The sequence below is a fragment of the Brevundimonas diminuta genome, from assembly GCF_022654015.1.
Taxonomy (GTDB): domain Bacteria; phylum Pseudomonadota; class Alphaproteobacteria; order Caulobacterales; family Caulobacteraceae; genus Brevundimonas; species Brevundimonas diminuta_C.
The window spans coordinates 213,732-231,353 of the sequence record NZ_CP073063.1 but is presented as its reverse complement, the minus strand read 5'-3'; the positions used below and the strand labels follow the sequence as shown (position 1 = coordinate 231,353).

The window sequence follows — 17,622 nt, the reverse complement described above, 5'->3', positions numbered from 1 at the left end:
AGCCGCCACGCCAACCGCTTCAGACGCAGAAACTGCATTCCCCCGCTTGCGTCCGCCCGATCCACCGGCTAAAGACCCGCCCTCGCCGCAAGGCAGCCGCACCCGTAGCTCAGCTGGATAGAGCATCAGACTACGAATCTGAGGGTCGGGCGTTCGAATCGCTCCGGGTGCGCCACTTCTTCCAAACAATACGACTTAAAACGCGGCGCCGATTTACGCGGGCCGTTCACCGCCTCGCGATACGTCGCAACGCATCGCGAGGGCTTCTGCGCGCGCCTAGAACTGTTTCGACAACGACACGAAGGTGCGCCAGCCTTTGTCGGGTTGGTTATAGGGCGCACGGGACAGGGGTTTGGCGAACTCGATACGCAGGGTGGTCTTGCGGTCGAAGGTGATGCGCGAACCCACCCCGGCGGACGTCAGCTGTTCGGACCAGTCGCGACCGGGCGTCTTGTTCCACACCTTGGCGGTGTCCAAGAAGGCGAAGGCCTGGGCGAAGGTGATCAGGTCGCCTTTGGGATCATATCCGATCCGCGCCTCGATCATCCCGGCGACGGCCTTGTCGCCGCTGGCTTCGCCATAGTCATACGCCCGGCCATAGGTCGGGCCGCCAACGAAGAACTCTTCGGAGCTGAGCAGGGCGTCGTCCGACCATTGGCCTGAGGCCTCGACGTAGACGCCGACGTACTTGCTGAGATCGCGATAGGCGCTGACCTGGGCGTTGACCTTGAAGAATTCGCCCGTCGCGTCGTAGCGCGTATTCAGCGGCGAACGCTCGGTCGTGGCGCCGAAGGCGTCGATCCCTTTCGACAGCTGCACCGAGCCGGCCATCCAGCCGGGGCTGTACCGCCGCTGTCCCGCCACTGACACCCGCGCCACGGTCAGGGTCTCGTCGGCGCGACCCGTGGCGACGTAGTTCTGTTCGACGCGACGGACATCCAGTCCCGCATTCAGCCACAGGTTCTTGTCACGCGAACGGACCAGGGGATGCGAGAGCGTGACCGAGGCCATGCGGCTGCTCCCCCCGACCCAGCCCGATGCGTTCTGAAGCGGCGCATCCGTCTCATAGCCCGACACGCCAAAGCGGACGCGGCCGCCTCCTGGCGCGACGACAGAGTAGGACGCATCGACATAGGTGAGCTCTTCAGGGCGATCCGGCACCGTCAGCACGCCCAATGTGATCTGGTCGCCGGCCGTAAAGGTCGAGTTGCGGGCGCCGGACAAATAGACCTGCCACGGACCTTGGGTTTCGGAGCCGCGATTGTCGGCATAGACGCCGGCGCTGCCTGCGGTCATTTCCGTCTCGACCACCAGCCGGTGTTGCGCCGGGTCGCCGATGATCGGCTCGATGCGGCTGGTCAGTTTGACGCCGGGCGCGTCGGACGCCAGCGACAGGCGGCGATCCAGTTCGCCGATGGTCAGAGGGCGTTGGTTCACCAGGGGCTTCAGGATCGGTTCGACGGCGCGTGCGCCATCGCCGGTCAGTTTCAGTTCCGAGATATAGCCCTCGAACACGACAATGCGGGCGGCGCCGATCGCAGGGTCGGTCTCGGCGACGATGGCGCGGGTCAGGAAATAGCCGTCGTTGCGATAACGCGCAGTGATCGCATTGGCGGACTGCACCAGATCATCCACCGAGATGCGTCGCGCCAATTGCTGGTCATAGGTGTCGGCGAGATCAGCGAGTGGATAGGCGCTCACTCCCTGGATCAGCATGCTGGTCAGGATCAGACATCCGGCGCAGCCCGCGTCCGGCGTCGAAGCCGGCTCAGCGTCCGCGCGAACCGGTCCCGCGACGGCCATGGTCAGCACCGCCACCATCCCCCACAGGACAGTGATTATTCTTAACCATGAAGTCGAAAAAATATGACGCACGCCGTTCTCCAAACACAGGAGGCCACTTACGGCGTTTCGGCTGAAAATCGTGTTAATATCGCCAGTTAAGAGCTTGGCAGGCACGCCCTGATATCCAGAACATCAAACAGAATGTCTGGAGCCTGTGTTGGCTAATCGATACGCAATATTCTTTGCCGTCCTCTTCTTCTTCGTGCGCTACCCGGCCCAGGCTCTGGCGGATGAGTGGCGCATTAGGGAAGTCGCGGGCGTTGTTCGCGTGGCCATACCGGCGCGGCCCGCTGCAAACGGCTCGGTTGGGCAGGTATTACCGACCGGAACCAGCGTCACGACAGGCGGCAACGGCCGCGCGATGATCACGAACGGTCAGCAAAGGGTCGTGGTAGGGCCGAACAGTCGCACCACGCTGGCTCCTGAAGTCGGCGGCATGACACGGGTTTTGCAGGACCTTGGCTCGGCCCTGTTCCAGGTCGATCGGCAGAGGCAGCCGCACTTTCGGGTGGAGACGCCATTGCTTGCCGCCGTGGTGAAGGGCACGACGTTTACAGTCACCGTCGACCCCATGGGCGACCGCGTGCATGTCGCCGAAGGTCTGGTCGAGGTCCGCGCCAATAACGGCAATGCCGGCAGCGACGTGGCGGCGGGCGCTACCGCCCTGGTCCCGCGCCAGCAACCGACCAGCGTCGAGGTTTCCATACCCGTTGCATCGGTTCCGATCGAAGCGGCTCCAGTCGCGGCGCCGAGCCTTGACTACGAGACCTTGACCGATGGCCTAGTCCAGAACCCGCCTGCGACGGCGCCAGCGGCCACCACCACGACGGCGTCTACATCAGGCACCGCGACTGCCGCGACGACAACACCATCGGCTACGACCACAAGCACGACTGCGGTTCCAGCGACATCTTCAGCAGCGACTTCCACCGCTGCGGCAGGAAACTCCGGTTCAAGCGGAAACGCTTCACCGCCGCCAGCCGTAACCAACGCGAGCAATAATGCCGCAGCGGGCCCCGGCAACAACGCCAATACTGGAGCGACTAATCCTGGCAACCCTGGCGCCGGCAACCCCGGTGCTGGCAATCCGGGCTCGGGCAATCCGGGCAACGGCGACCCCGGCTCAGGCGCTCCGGGCAACGGCAACCCCGGCGCGGGCAATCCAGGTGCTGGCAATCCGGGCAACGATAACCCGGGCTCTGGCAACCCCGGCGCGGGCAATCCCGGTTCGGGCACTCCGGGCAACGATAACCCGGGCTCTGGCAACCCCGGCGCCGGCAATCCGGGCAACGGTAACCCGGGCGCGGGCAATCCCGGCTCGGGCAACCCTGGCAACGGCAACCCTGGCAACAGTAATCCGGGCTCGGGCGAACCGGGCAACGGCAATCCGGGCAACGGCAATCCCGGCTCGGGCAACCCTGGCGACGGCAATCCGGGCAACGGCGACCCCGGCTCAGGCACTCCGGGCAACGGCAATCCCGGCAAGGGTAAACCCGGCGACGGCCGTCCTGGAAACGGCAACCCCGGCAACGGTAATCCGGGTAATGGAAATCCTGGGAACGGGAATCCCGGTGCCGGCAATCCAGGTAATGGAAATCCTGGGAACGGGAATCCCGGTGCCGGCAATCCAGGTGGAGATGATCCCGGCAAGGGTAAACCCGGCGACGGCCGTCCTGGAAACGGCAACCCCGGCAACGGTAATCCGGGTAATGGAAATCCTGGGAACGGGAATCCCGGTGCCGGCAATCCAGGTGGAGATGATCCCGGCAAGGGTAAACCCGGCGACGGCCGTCCTGGAAACGGCAACCCCGGCAACGGTAATCCGGGTGATGGAAATCCTGGGAACGGGAATCCCGGTGCCGGCAATCCAGGTGGAGATGATCCCGGCAAGGGTAAACCCGGCGACGGCCGTCCTGGAAACGGCAACCCCGGCAACGGTAATCCCGGTAATGGAAATCCTGGAAACGGAAATCCCGGTTCCGGCAATCCGGGTGGAGATGATCCTGGCAGGGGTAAGCCCGGCGACGACCGTCCTGGAAACGGCAACCCGGGCAACGGCAACCCTGGCTCGGGCAACCCAGGCAATGGAAATCCCGGCCATGGCCATCCCGGTGAAGATGATCCCGGCAAGGGTGGTCCTCGGCCTCCGAAGCGGTGACCATGCGCGCCGCTGCTGATGAACTCGGTCGACGTCGACTTTCTGTCGTCGTTTGGTCCGTGCTGATCCTGGCGTTCGCGGGCGTTGGAATGCTCGCGAACGCCTTCCGGCCTCTAGATGACGTCATCGCCTCTGCGCGGTTCTCGGTTCTGAAGCGGCCTGCCAGCCAGAGCCTGACAATCGTCGAGATCGATTCCCGAAGCCTGGTCGCCGCAGAAGCCTGGCCATGGGACCGGCGACGATATGCCCAGGCGATCGACAATCTGATTGCGGCCGGCGCGACCCTGGTCGCCGTCGATGTCGATTTCAGCGCGCCGTCGAACCCCGCGTCCGATCAGGCGCTGGCGGCGGCCGTATCCCGCCATCCTGGTCAGGTGGCGTTGGCGACCTTTGAGCAGATGGAGTCGTATGGCGCCGGCGAAACACGCAGATCGGGCAACCGCCCGATCGGGCCGCTTCTGAACGAGTCCTTGCTCGCGTCGGTCAATGTGCCGGTGGATGGCGACGGACGGGTGCGCCATTACGATTACGGCGCCTCAGAGGACGCGCCGCCATCGGTCGCGGCCCTGCTGGCCGATGCCTCGGTGCGTCAGGGCGCTTTCACCGTCGATTTCGGGATCGAGCAGAAATCGATCCCCCACCTCAGTTTCGAGGACGTCTACAGCGGACGCTTCGACCCCTCTCTCGTGCGCGGCAAAAAGATCCTGATGGGGGCGACGGCCCTCGAACTCGGCGACGAGTTCGCCACACCCGTCGGGCTGTTGCCTGGCGTGATCATCCACGCCCTCGCCTACGAAAGTATCGCTGACGGACGGGCCCTGATCAGCCTTAGCCCGCTGGCTCTTCTGATCCTGTGCGCCGGGCTCATCGGGGCGTTACAGCCTGTCAGAAGCGGGGGCGCGGCTCTATGGCGGTTGGTCGTGCGCCATGTCGCCGTCACCGCCTTGATCGTGATCGCGCCGATCGTGCTTCAGGCCTTGCTGCCGGTCAGCATCGACATCGCCGCGCTTCTTTTCACGCAGACACTAATGGCGATCTGGGCGACCCGCGTGGAGTTGACGAGGCAAGCCAAGGCGATCGTGCAGGCGCGAGAGGCCGGCCTGATTCATCTGGCGATGCACCAGCCGGAAACAGGGCTTCCCAATCGCCGAGCCCTGCTGGCGGGCATCGAGGACCTGATCGCCGCAGCCGAGACCAACGTCGCCGTGTTTGCGATCGGCGTGGATCGCCATGCGGAAATGCGCGGGGTCGTCGGGTACGACGTCGCCAACACCTTGATGGTTCAGCTTGCCGACCGCTTGGCCGATTTGGCCGACGTGGACCTGGTGGCGCAAATCGCGTCCTCGGTGCTCGCGTTCTCGCGGGCCGATCTGTCCGTCGATGAGCAACACGTCCTGGCCAGATCGCTTCGCGCCGTAGAGACGACCTTCACAGTCGATGGCCAGCCGCTCGACCTGTTCGTCCGCATCGGCAGCGCCTCACAGGACAGGCAGTCGGCGAGCGGCGACGCCCTGATCGAACGGGCGACGACGGCGCTTAACCAGGCCGATCTCTCGGACGACCGCACGGTGCTTTATGACGAGGCGACCTTTGTCGATCCCGATAACAACCTCGCCCTGATGTCCGAGCTTCGCGACGCCCTGCGCACGAGCGAAGTCAGTCTGCACTATCAACCCAAGCGCAAGACCTCGGACGGCTCTACGGCTTCTGTCGAGGCGCTCTGTCGATGGCATCATCCCGTTCGGGGTCGAATCGGCCCGGACCTCTTCATTCCCATCGCCGAACAGACGGGACAGATCAGGGCCCTCACCGAATGGAGCATCGTCAAAGCGATCGAGGATCAGTCCGCGTTGAGGGCTCAGGGCGTTCATCTGGCGATCGCTCTGAATGTGTCCGGACGGCTCCTTGTGGACGAGGCCTTCCAAGCGCGTGCGCTCCAGTTGATCGAGGGCTGCGAGGCCGATCTCATCTTTGAAATCACCGAAACCGCCGTCATCGAAAACCCGAAGATCGCGGCCCAGGCGATCGCGGCCTATCGGGCGGCCGGGGTGCGGATTTCGATCGACGACTACGGGGCAGGCCTGTCTTCGCTCAGCTATCTGAAGATGCTGAACGCCGACGAGTTGAAGATCGACCGCTCCCTGATCCTTGATGTCCTCGACAGCGGGCGCGATCGTCTGATCATCAAATCCACCGTTGATCTCGCCCACGGCCTGGGCATGACCGTCGTCGCTGAGGGCGTTGAAACCGAGGATGTGTTTGAAGCCTTGTCGTTTCTGGGATGTGACACCATCCAGGGCTACTGGGTCTCGCGACCACTGCCGTTCGAAGACCTGGCGCGTCTATTGACACAATCCGAAAGCACAAAGCTCTGTCCAACCCCTGCATAGGTGCCGCTGCATAGAACTTGAGGCGATGGCAACATGAGGCCTCAAGAAACACGCGACTGTCGCTCGTTACAGCGTCAATGACCTCAAGAGGCGGAAAATGAAGGGTATTTTCCCAGGCTGCAAATCTGATGGTCAGGCGTTTGTATCGCTTTAGGTGCGCCATTTTTTTTCATGACTTGGTGGTCTGCGCGCGTTTCATGGACGCGTGGTGACAGTCGTTTTTCACCGGGCTCGGCTCGGCCCGGATGGTCCGGTCAGCGTCCGGTACGTCCCCGTTTTTGCCAACCGCGCCGCCGATGTTGTGTGGCCCTAGTCCATCCTTTGTCTTGCTGAAAGACACGGGAGCGTGCGGCGGACGTTTTGGATGGCTACACGAAACGAGCGTCAGTTTATGAGTTGAAAACTCAATCTCAGGGCACCGGTAATGCCTTTGACGCCCATGCGCATGCAGATGGCGCGCAGATGGGCGCGGACAGTGTGGATCGACATATCCATCTTTCGGCTGATGTCTTTTGGGGCCTCGCCTTGGGTCAGATGGGAAAGGACCAGGAGTTCAGCCCGGGTCAGACCGAAGATGGCGCGCAGCGGCTCCATAACCTCCACGCCCATGCAACGGGCCGGGCGCGCCGTGGCGAAGATGCGGTCGATCACATCGGGCGCCGTCGCCAGATCCAGCAGGCACCAGGCGTCATCGCCTGCGCGAAACAGAAGGCGGCCGTGGGATTGTCGTCCTTGCAGTAGACGGTTGGCCAAGGCGTCGAACTCGCCACGATTGCGATGAGAGGGACAGATGAAGGCCCCGCCAGCGCCCAGCACACCGGCTGCAATGATGGCTCTGGCATTGGCGTTGGCGTGGATCACGCAGCCTTGAGGATCCAGAACAAAACGGGCGAGAATGTCGTGTTCGAACCAGGCGGTGCAGTCCGCACGAGGCAGGGGTGTCGGATTTCCGTTCGACCCGATTGGCGTCCGGCGCTGCCCAAACTCTCCTTGCAGAATCGCTGAAACAGCACGGCCGTCTGTTCGCGACGCCGCCGCTATCTTTTGCTCATACATTTGCGCCACCCATTTCCGCAGGCCGTCCAAACCCGGACGGGGCTGTCGGCCTTAAGCTTACGATCTGTGTGTGCCGGCTCCTCCAAACAGCCGGCTCATCGCATTAACTTTGTTAACAGTTTGAAGGCCGCGTCGTAATCGCCGCTATGGGCTAACCAGTATGGGGTATCCCACGTCAGCGAGGCGATATGTCGATAGCGAGCACATCCTGATAGCGACCGGCCATCTGATCCTTGACCTTGCCCAAGGTGAACAGCATCGGCAGCGACATGCCGGCGAGGGTCCGGGGCGGATCGACCTCCTTGGTCCACGGCGCCTTTAGATCGACCGGCGTCCCGTCCAGCTCGACCGCGTAGGCGACGCTGGACGCCGTCTCCGCATCGCCCTGACGCTGCATCAGGCCGCGATGTTCGGACGTGATCGCGATGATCGACGGTGCATTGGCGCGGACCTGAATGAAGATGCGCCGCGTCAGGCCGGTAGAGGCGTCACCGAAATCGACCACCTCCACACTGGAACCCGAACCAAAGGCGCCGGCGGCGCCAGCCAGATTCAGTTGTGCTCGGGGCGTGGAGACCAGCTGCATACGGACCGGGATTGGGGCAAGCAAAGCCGTCCCATCAGCGTCCTTGACCAGCAGCTTCAGGTCGCTGGCGTAGGTTCCTGCGTCGGGCACGGCGTCCACGAGGATGGCGGCGTCCAACTGCGCCTGACCTGTCGCCTTGCCTGCGAGAGTGTAGCGCAAGACCCCAGGCTCGACGTCAGACGTCTGAAGCCCCGACGCCTCTCGCGGACGAAACTGCACCCCCACGCCCCCAAGGTCCAGCCGGGAAACAATCGCCCCGCCGTCGTCAACGAAGGACAGCCGCAGCTCGCAGGCCTCGTCTGCCTGGTTCTTCAGGCCCAGATCGATGGCGCCGCTCGACGGTCCCGCAGCGAAGGGATTGTAGTTGATGACGACAGTGCTGGGGCTCTGGGTCAGGGCAAGGTCGCAGGCTCTCGCCTTAGAGGCGGTCACGGCCAGGATAGCCGCCAGGACCAGCGAGACGATGACGGTCAGCGTTTCAGACCAGGTTGGAACCCGGATCTTTCGGTCACCGTGCGCCTTGCGCCTACGGCGACGGCGGAGACGTGCGGATTTCGCCGACATCGACTGTTCCTTCCACTCTCTCGGGAATGACGAATTCTCCCACCACGGCGCCCTGGATCACCAGGCGATAGCGGCCCGGAGCCAGGCCATCGGCGACGAACCGTCCGGACCGGTTGGTGAAGAAGGGCTTGCCCTCGGCATCGGCCGGTGCGCCTGCCGCCTGGATGACGCCGCCGGCCAGAGCGACCGGCCCAGTGGCGGACATCAGGATGCCTCGCGCGGTGCGCGACGCGTCGCTACCCACCACGAAGCGGTAACCGTTGCCGTAGCCAGGGAAGATGTTGATGACGCCGCTGCCCAGGTCATAGCCCTGCGGCAACGGATCGGCCTCGATCTCGTAGCGATTGACGCCATAGCCGCGATCCAACCCGACCAGAGCCGGCCCCAGCCATCCGCTGTGCGCGACCGTATAGCCGCTGGAATCCGTCAGCTTGATGCGCGAACGGGACAGGGTAGGGTGGGGCGTTGCGATGACGAAGCCCTCGCGCGCCGAACGTCCGACGCCAAAGGCGCCGCCGGCGTAACCGATCATCGTCGACAGTCGCCACAATGACTCCTGGCGCGTGACCCCGCCGGGCTCGGAAGAAACCAGCCGGTTCGATACGAGTTCGGCGTCGAACCGATTATTGATGTAGCGCAGGTCCGCCGTGATCGCTTGGTTGGTTCGATCTTGCGACAGCCGCAAGTCGCCGCTCAAGTCATTGAGGCGGCCCGAAGATGCGCGTGACACCCCAACCTCACGCAGGTCGTTGTCGGTGTCGTAGCGCGCGGTGGTGCTCCAGCGCCCGCCGAAGCGCGACGTCAGCGTCAATCCGAAGCGGTCCTCGTCGCGGCCATCTTCGGTGGACCCGCGCTGCCAAGCCAGATTGACCGCGAAACGACGGAAAGTGCGGCCCAGGCCCAAGCTAAAGTCGGTGCGATCTTTTTGTTCGCGACCCTTTACGAAGGCGACGCCGCCGCTGATCGAATAGTCACGAAAACGCACAAGCAGCCGCGCGGCGGCGCGCCATTTCTCGTTGTTGAAGGCGGACGGGTCGAAGGCGCTCTGAAAATAGCGGCTGGTCGCCTGGGCCGACGCCACAAGGCGCGCATCAGCGGTCTTGCCCAAAGTCCTTTCAAGGAGATAATCGACAGAGGCGACGTAGCCGTTTTTTCCGGTGTCGCCGTTGTGGCTGGCGGCGCTACTCAGCTGGATCAAACCCAGTTTGGAACCCCATGTCGCTATTGCGCCGGCTTGCCCCTTTCGGTCGGCGATCTGAGCGTTGACGCCGACGGTTAGAACATCAGACAGCCCCTTGCGAACAAAGCCGCTCGCGGCCAGCGTCGAGCCGTACTGAAGATCTCCGCCTTCTTCCAGCAGTCCGGCCGACACGCCGAAATCCAACACGCCGCGATCCAGCAGCCCGGCGCCGCCGAACAGGTCGAACACAGCGATCTCGCGCCGACCGCTGTCGTCTTCGACGAGCAGGCGAACCGTGTTGGCGCCCTGCGCGAAAGGAAAGTCGCCAATGGAGTAGGGGCCAGCGTCCAGGCGAATCCGTTCCGCCACCACGCCGTTGACCTCGACGACGACCAAGGCCGGACGGTCTAGGATGAACTGGCGGCGGCCTGCAGGACGCACGTTCTGGAATGGGCGAATGGTTGAATAAGCGCGTGCGGCCGATAGCCCCAAAAACCGTTGCGAGCCCTGAAAACTGTCGATGGGGGGCGCGAATTCGCCGGCGGTCAGACGCACAGCGGATTTGAAAATGTCCTTGGTCAGACGGATTTCACGGCGCTGCCAGCGACCTTGCGTGTTGTTCCCGTCGTAATCGACGCCGGTCGTCAGCGTGACGCCGTCAAATCCGCCGAGGTTGGCGAAAAGGTCGATGCCGCCCTGCAGCGGCGAGAAGTGCGTGTCGGTGTGGGAGTACAGTTGGGCCAGGGTGATGTTCGCGCCGGCCGAAAAGTCCGCCGGTTGATCGAAGGCGGCAGGGTCGATCACCGGGGTCTGGGAGAACCCGACATCGCGCCGCGCTCGGCTTTCCGGCGTGGAAGTCGCCACGAAGGTCAGGGAAAGAGGATCGAAGGTTAAAGAGAAGGTGTCGCTGACAAGGTCCGCCATATTGACCTTGGTCTGTGTCGCGATCCGGCCTGACAGAACGGTGAAAAGTTCGGACCCGATCTGAGGTTTCAACAGGTGCAGCAGGGCTGTCGCATCCACCAATCCCTGGCCTTGGGCGTCGACTGAGCCGCTGATGTCGCCAAGATATTTGCCATCGAGCGTTAGCGGTCCCTGGATCGGCGTAAAAACCGAGGACGGCCTGACCGAGGGAGACTGGTCCTGGATGGGCGGCGAAGCTTCTCCGACGGGGCTGTCGCTTTCGCCTCGATCGATGGCCACGACGGCGGAATAGTCCGGTGGGGCCGTGCGCATGACCTCATCGGTCAGCACAACGGGTGCGGCATGCGCCACGGTCGCCAAGCCGCCTCCCATGCAGGCGACGGCCCCGATGCGGCGAAAAGCGGTTCGCGCTCCGGACCGCCCGCCCTTGAGGGACTTGCGGGCCATCGCCGGCCCTCACAGCAGCACAATGGAAGCGGTGAGGTCGCCGGATGCCGATGCGGCTAGGGCCGCCGGTATCTTCACCTGCCGCGTGGCGCCGCCGGCGATCACGCTGACCTGTCCGACATCCACTTCGGCGGCCGGCACCTCATGCGACTGTCCGTCCGCCGTCTTTAGGATGATCCTGGACTCACGGATATAGGCGAAGCCGTTCCCTGAATTGTGGGCGGTTAGAATGACGTCGCCATTCGGCTCGCGCGATACCGCAGTGACCTGCACTTCAGCGCGCGCTCTGGGCGGGGCCACGAACACATAGGTATTGATCGTGAAGGCGACCTGAATGTCAGCGCCGACGCCCCCGTCGCTGGGCGTTGTCTGCATATTGATCGGCAACTGAGCCGCGCGGACCAGATACATACGGCCCTCTTCGGTCGCGTCGCCTGTGTAACGGACCTGGATGACCTGCTCGCGATTAGCCGGGATGACGGACTGGACAGGAAACACCGTGATGTCTTTGTCGTCTTCGATCAGAGACCGAGCGCCGTTATCATCGACCTGCATGCGATAGGTTTCGATCTCGACCGTCGCCGGTGTGGCGCTGTCGTTTCTGACGGTCATCCGATAGCTGGACCCATTGCCGGCCGGCGTGATCTTCGAGATCATTGGCGACACGTCCATGGCTTCGGCAGGTGCAGTCGCGCCTGCCATCAGGACTGTCGTCAGAGCCGTTGCGGCCATCAGTGTCGCGAATACACGACGTGTCATCGTTGTCCCCGTTGTGTTGTCAGATTTATCACGAAGAAGCAGGGGCCGTCCGAAGGCGGCCCCTGCATTTCGCGACGATCAGGCGGGATCGAGCGAGAAGGTGAAGGTTTCCGTATAGGTTCCGGCCGGAGCCGAGGCGGCGCCTGGACCCGAGGGGGAGGCAGCGCAACCCGAAGAACCGGGGTTGCTCGGATCGCCCTGCGTTCCGCCCACACCGCTGCCGCCGGGGACGTTGTAGCAGAGGTTCAGGAACAGATCGCCGAAGACGCCGTCAGCCAGCTTCTGGCTATAGCCGCCAGAGTTGGTGACTTGGGCAGGTTCGCCGGGATAGGTGTCGTTGGCCGCAAAGCCCAGGCTGGGGATTTCCGGCACGGACAGATCCCAATCGTAGTTGATCAGCTTGCCTGCCGCTGACTTGAAGTCGCCGTTGGCGGCGCTTGATGTCAGTTTGGCGCCGCTGGCGGCGTTGCACGACATCCGCAATGTGGTGACCTTCTGACGTACGCCGTTGGCGACCGCGACGTTTCCGCCTGCAACATTGGCCAAGCCGATGCCGCAGAAGTTGGTCACGGTGGTCGAGACGGTCACATTGGTCTGTGCGCTCGACACAGCCGGCATCGCCAGCAAGGCCGCGGCGGCAGTCGCCGCCGCAATAATATAGGTCCGCATAATATCCTCCAGCTTTTCAATATTTTCCCGCCCAATGAGACTGGGAGGGCGCCACAATGTCGTGGTGTCATCATCTATTCACCGCTGGAGGCGGCGTCGCATCGTCAAAGAAACTATGGATGATTGCTTAGTCGATGCGCGCATCATTATTGGTGGTGCAAGGACACACCTTGAAGCTGCGCCAGCAAGTTCGCTGGATAGTCCGATGCCACCCGGCGAGCGGTATTGAGCTGGATCGGCTTCGACAGTCGTCACTCCCCTAACTCGGGTATGTCAATTGGCCCGGTCTGTAGATAGGACGGTGTAGTGAACTGCGCCTGAGAACGCTCGACGCTTGGAATGGCTGTTTACGTGTCGAGCATCGAGGCCCAGCCGCGAGGGAGGGTTGAGATGATTGTGGGCGTGACGGGCTTTCTTGCTGTCGGGAGTGAAATCGGCGACTACGATCCACGACAGGCGAACCTGAACTTCGACAATGACGCCGATCTTATACCGCCCTGGTCTCGTGCCATCGCGGCTTGGGTCAACATCGATCCTCGCGCCAGGATGCTGTTATCGCGATCGGGACGTATCGGTTGGGCCAACGAAGCCGCCTATCGAATGTTGAAGGACGCCGGCGTATTCCGGCTCATTGACGACCATCTTGTCTCCGACAGTGCTCAGACGGCTGCAGCGCTGGCGCGCCTTCTGAAAGATGCCGTGCCCGGGCAAGCGATCTATGCCATCACATCGACGGATGCCGATCGACAATGGCTTTTGCGCTGTCAACAACTGATACCTGGCGACGACGACAGTATTGGGTTTGCCGCACACCGAATGGCGGACCGTGTTTCGTACGAAGCAATGCTCCAGATTCACCATCTGACACCCTGCGAAAAACACATCGTGACGATGATGTTGGCGGGGATGGAGACGGGACGTATTGCTCAGAAGCAGGACATCTCCATCGAGACACTGCGCACACACATCAAGCATGCCTATCGCAAGTTGGACGTCAGCAGTCGTGGCGAGTTGTTCGCCAAGGCCGTGGACTTCGCGGGTCTTTAGATAGGGAACATGGGCCTCTTCGCCGGCGCGATCCGGGCGGAGACATAGGTTCCATGTTGGCGTGCCATTGCGTGGAATCGTCGATCGGTCCGCGACGCAGCGGCCAACAGCGCTACACCTTCAGAGCCGCTCCGATTTTCGTCTCGATCTCCCGGCTCGCTATTGGAGCCGAGCAGATGTCTGGGTGCTCGCGCGATTGTACCTGCGCGAAGCTGTATGATGGCGATGGCGCCGGCCACACGAACTCTTAACCGCGCATGGCATACAACCCATGATAGCAATTGTGAGGTTGGCATGCGGACGTTCAGACCCATTCCTTCAACTATTCGACGCGGGCGCGAGGGCGTGGCGGCGGTGGAGTTTGCGCTGGTGGGGCCGATCCTGGTCCTGCTGCTGATCGGCATCGTCGTCTATGGCGGCTGGTTTCTGATGGCCCAGTCGGTTCAGGCCCTGGCGTCGGAGGGCGCCCGGGCGGCGATCGGGGGGCTGGACGCGGCCGAGCGCGATGGTCTGGCGCGGCGCGAGGTCAGCGAGGCGGTGCGGGGCGTGGCGCTGAACCCCGATCACACGACCATCGAGGTGATGGAGGCCGCCGGCCGCCTGCGGGTCGTCGTGGTCTATGACGCGAGCGACAGTCTGATCATGGCGCTGGGCGGGATGCTGCCGCGTCCGCCGTCTGTCATTCGGCGTTCGGCGGTCATCCATGTGGGCGATTACTGATGAGCGTCCGGGCGCCTTGTCTTCTGCTCCGGTTCGGCGCCGATCGGCGCGGGGCGGTGGCGGTGATCGCGGCGGTCGCGGGCGGTCTGTTGTGTCTGTTCACGGCGGCGGTGATCGACCTGGGCGTTCTGGTCCTGCACACGCGCCGGGTTCAGGGGGCGGCGGATCTCGCGGCGCTGTCGGCGGTGCGAAACCTGGCGCAGGGCGAGGGTGCGGTCTTGCGCGCGGCCCAGGCGACGGTCGAGGCCAATGTCGCGCCCGACGTCTCGGTCACGGTGGCGACGGCGCTGGGCGTCTATACGCCCGACCCGGCCAAGGCGCGCAATGACCGGTTCATGACGGGCGGAGTGAAGCCGAACGCCGCACGGGTCGAGGTCACCAGCCGCGCACCGATGTTCTTCACGCCGCTGTTGCTGGGCCGCGATCAGGTGCGGGTCACCCGCCGGGCCACGGCGACGACGGGCGGCGGGACGCCCAAGGCCATGATCTCGATCGGGTCGCGTCTGGCGCGACTGGACGGCGGCGTGGCCAACCAACTGCTCGGCGGTCTGACCGGCTCCAAGGTGTCGCTCAGCGTCATGGACTATCGTCGTCTAATTGATCTCGACGTCAATCTGCTGGGGTTCACCGACGCCATGGCGACTGATCTGGGCGTCCAGGTCGGAGACTACGACCGGCTTCTGGCGACCCAGGTCGACGCCGGCCGTGCGTTGAGGGTGCTGGAGCGAGTGGCGGGCGGCCAGGACGGCGGGGCGCTGGGCAAGCTGGCCTCAGCCTCGGTCGGGACCAAGGTCCGGCTGGGCGATCTGATCGGGCTGGAGGCGCGCTCGCCCGACGGGATCCGCGAGGGGCTGGACGCCTCGGTGTCGGCCATGGATCTGATCATGGCCATGCTGGAGGTCGGGGGCGGGGATCGGCAGATCGCGCTGAACCTGGGCGTGCCGGCGGGGCTGGCCGATCTGAAGACCAGCCTGGCGATCGGCGAACGCCCCAATCGCTCCCCGTGGCTGATGGTGACGGCCGACGGCCAGCCGATCATCCGCACGGCGCAGGCGCGGCTCTATGTGCGGGCCAGGACGGCGCAATCCCTGTCGGGTTTGGCGCGGGTCGAACTGCCGATCCTGATCGAACTGGCGGCGTCCGAGGCGCGGCTGAAGTCGCTGTCATGCGATCCGGCGCACGCGGTCGAGGTTGATGTGCGGCCGGGCCTGGCGCGCGCATCGATCGGTATGGTGGACGAGGCCAGGCTGGGCGACTTCAAGACCCCGCTGGCGCCCCAGCGCGCGACTCTGCTGTCGGTGCTGGGTCTGGTCAGCATCACCGGCAAGGCGGATGTCGAGGCGGCGGACGCCGGCTTCAGGCCGCTGAGATTCGACGCGGGCGACATCGACGATCAGCGCACCAAGACCATGGCCTCGCGCGGCTTCGCCGGCGGTGCGGTGGCCAGCCTGCTGGCGCGGCTGGACGTGGATGTGAACGTAATCGGGCTGGGCCTAGGGCTAGGCGACCTGACCAAGGCCCTGGGACGGCTGCTGGAGCCTCTGGGGCCGGTGCTGGACGGCGCACTCAATCCCGTGCTGGACCTGTTGGGCCTGAAGCTGGGCGAGGCCGATGTGACGGTCCACGGCCTGTCCTGCCCGACGCCGGGGCGCGCGACCCCGCGTCTGGTCGGCTGAACCTTAGCCGCGGGCGGGCCGCAGGCCTTCGGCCGAGGCCTGCTGCATGGCCGGACGCTTTTGACCGCCCGAGGCGATGATGCGGTCGATGCGGGCCTTTTCGGCGCGGAAGGCGGTCAGGTCGGCGCCGGCCAGTTCGGTGCCTTCTTGGGTGCGCACGCCGGCGGGATTGATCCGCTGTCCGCCACGCCACAGCTCATAGTGAAGGTGCGGACCGGTGGAGGCTCCGGTCGAACCGACATAGGCGACGATTTGACCCTGGCTGACCCGCTGGCCGGCGCGGATGCCCGAGCCGTAGCGCGACAGGTGTCCGTAGCCGCTTTCCAGACCGTTGTTGTGGCGGATGCGCAGCCAGTTGCCATAACCGCCCCAGCGCCGCGCCTCGACCACCACGCCGTCGGCGGGAGCCACGACCGGCGTGCCGGTTCCGGCGGCGAAGTCGATGCCCTGGTGCATCTTCTTGTAGCCCGAGATCGGGTGGGTGCGGAAACCAAAGCCCGAGGACACACGGCGGAAGTTCTGCAGCGGCGTGCGCATCATGGCGGAACGCAGGTTTTTGCCGTTGGAATCGAAGAACTGGGCCTCTTTCGCGCCGGCGGGCTTGAAGCGGTAGAAGGTCACGCCGCGCAGTTCGGCGTACATCAGGTCGCCCACGTCCACCGTGCGGCCGGCCTCGGTCACTTCACGGTCGAAGACCATGGTGAACTCGTCGGAGGCGCGAATGTCGCGCTGCATGTCGAACTTGGTGGCGAACAGACGGCTGGCCGAGCGGACGATGGAGGCGGTGGCGCCCAGTTCACGCGCGCTGGCGGACAGGCTGCGCTCGACATCGCCCTTCAGGACGACGGTCTCGTGGGTGACTTTTTCTTCAAGCGAACGCAGGCGCAGGGCGCCGTCGAAGCTGCGCGATACGGTCAGCTGCGACGCCGGGCCGGTGCGCATGGTCAGGCCGATCAGGCGGGCGTCGCCCCGGCCGTTGCGCGGTTTGGCGATGGCGGTTTCGAACTTCAGTCCGGCGCGCAGATCCGCCAGATCGAAGGCGTTGGCGACGGTGGCGGCGACGGCGCTGGCTTCTTCGGGCGCAACGCCGGTGCGGCGCACGGCCTGCTCGAAGGTTTCGCCACGGCGGATCTGGACGTTGACGGCCTCGGGCGCGGTCAGGCCGGCGGGTGCGTTGGCGGCGGCGAAGGCCTTGGCTTCCATGGCCGCCATCTGAGCCGAGGTCAGGGCGGGAACTTCTTCGGCCTGAGCGGGTTGATAGGCTCGACCAGCGAGCATCGCCACCGAGATTGCAGCTGCCGCCGTAAGCATGTGCGGCGCGAGCCGCATCGGCTGGCGGCGTGGGTCGAACTGAGCCATCGGTCCCCGTCGTATTGCGACGCCTTCGGCGCCAAAGCTTTACTCGTTCTCGAAGATCGCGCCGTATCGCCCGTGGCGCGAAGGCGGTCCTATACCGCGCTTGTCTCATTTTGGAAAGCAGACCGTTACAAACGGTTAACGTGCGTCAGACAAAGCTCGAGGGTGCAGGGATCCTGACCGGCCGATTCGCCGTTATCTGGCCCAGCTTGACCGGCAGAGACGGGCGCCGAAAACCGACCGCC

12 protein-coding genes and 1 tRNA gene are annotated in these 17,622 nt (G+C 64.2%); 6 read left to right on the top strand and 7 right to left on the bottom strand.

Going from position 1 to position 17,622, the window contains the following annotated elements; all coding sequences use genetic code 11:
- Positions 1–98: 98 nt before the first annotated feature.
- Positions 99–175: transfer RNA gene (locus KAK88_RS01080), tRNA-Arg, on the top strand.
- A 101-nt stretch (positions 176–276) separates the two neighbouring features.
- Here the strand turns inward: KAK88_RS01080 and KAK88_RS01075 are convergent.
- Positions 277–1,821 (bottom strand): ShlB/FhaC/HecB family hemolysin secretion/activation protein, encoded by a 1,545-nt coding sequence (locus KAK88_RS01075; protein WP_242077530.1) that lies wholly within the window; start codon positions 1,819–1,821, stop codon positions 277–279.
- 181 nt (positions 1,822–2,002) lie between these two features.
- On the opposite strand from KAK88_RS01075, the gene KAK88_RS01070 reads away from it, so the two are divergent.
- Complete coding sequence (locus tag KAK88_RS01070; RefSeq protein ID WP_242077529.1) at positions 2,003–4,003, top strand: FecR domain-containing protein; 2,001 nt, start codon at positions 2,003–2,005, stop codon at positions 4,001–4,003.
- 89 nt (positions 4,004–4,092) lie between these two features.
- Positions 4,093–6,393 carry an EAL domain-containing protein gene (locus tag KAK88_RS01065; protein WP_242077528.1) on the top strand — a complete coding sequence of 767 codons (2,301 nt, stop codon included), beginning with the start codon at positions 4,093–4,095 and terminating at the stop codon, positions 6,391–6,393.
- Between the two features lie 384 nt (positions 6,394–6,777).
- Here the strand turns inward: KAK88_RS01065 and KAK88_RS01060 are convergent, their stop codons facing one another.
- The 5 genes from KAK88_RS01060 to KAK88_RS01040 form a co-directional block, all read right to left on the bottom strand.
- Positions 6,778–7,449 (bottom strand): helix-turn-helix transcriptional regulator, encoded by a 672-nt coding sequence (locus KAK88_RS01060; RefSeq protein ID WP_242077527.1) that lies wholly within the window; start codon positions 7,447–7,449, stop codon positions 6,778–6,780.
- Between the two features lie 175 nt (positions 7,450–7,624).
- Positions 7,625–8,467, bottom strand: coding sequence for a hypothetical protein (locus KAK88_RS01055; RefSeq protein WP_242077526.1), 843 nt, complete (start codon positions 8,465–8,467; stop codon positions 7,625–7,627).
- A 94-nt stretch (positions 8,468–8,561) separates the two neighbouring features.
- Complete coding sequence (locus KAK88_RS01050) at positions 8,562–11,150, bottom strand: fimbria/pilus outer membrane usher protein (protein ID WP_242077525.1); 2,589 nt, start codon at positions 11,148–11,150, stop codon at positions 8,562–8,564.
- A 9-nt stretch (positions 11,151–11,159) separates the two neighbouring features.
- Positions 11,160–11,882, bottom strand: coding sequence for a hypothetical protein (locus tag KAK88_RS01045; protein WP_242077524.1), 723 nt, complete (start codon positions 11,880–11,882; stop codon positions 11,160–11,162).
- Positions 11,883–11,987: 105 nt separating this feature from the next.
- Positions 11,988–12,578, bottom strand: coding sequence for a hypothetical protein (locus KAK88_RS01040; RefSeq protein WP_055807932.1), 591 nt, complete (start codon positions 12,576–12,578; stop codon positions 11,988–11,990).
- Positions 12,579–12,917: 339 nt separating this feature from the next.
- On the opposite strand from KAK88_RS01040, the gene KAK88_RS01035 reads away from it, so the two are divergent.
- From KAK88_RS01035 to KAK88_RS01025, 3 genes are all read left to right on the top strand, one after another.
- The gene (locus KAK88_RS01035) at positions 12,918–13,625 is read left to right on the top strand and encodes a response regulator transcription factor (RefSeq protein WP_242077523.1); all 708 of its coding nucleotides are present in this window, start codon (positions 12,918–12,920) and stop codon (positions 13,623–13,625) included.
- 294 nt (positions 13,626–13,919) lie between these two features.
- Positions 13,920–14,345, top strand: a complete 426-nt coding sequence (locus KAK88_RS01030) for a TadE/TadG family type IV pilus assembly protein (protein ID WP_242077522.1) — start codon at positions 13,920–13,922, stop codon at positions 14,343–14,345.
- Positions 14,345–16,021: a TadG family pilus assembly protein gene (locus tag KAK88_RS01025; RefSeq protein WP_242077521.1), complete on the top strand. Its 1,677-nt coding sequence runs from the start codon at positions 14,345–14,347 to the stop codon at positions 16,019–16,021. The genes KAK88_RS01030 and KAK88_RS01025 overlap by 1 nt, the downstream gene beginning before the upstream one ends.
- Before the next feature lie 3 nt (positions 16,022–16,024).
- Here the strand turns inward: KAK88_RS01025 and KAK88_RS01020 are convergent, their stop codons facing one another.
- Positions 16,025–17,380 carry a M23 family metallopeptidase gene (locus KAK88_RS01020; protein WP_199060110.1) on the bottom strand — a complete coding sequence of 452 codons (1,356 nt, stop codon included), beginning with the start codon at positions 17,378–17,380 and terminating at the stop codon, positions 16,025–16,027.
- Between the last annotated feature and the right edge of the window lie 242 nt (positions 17,381–17,622).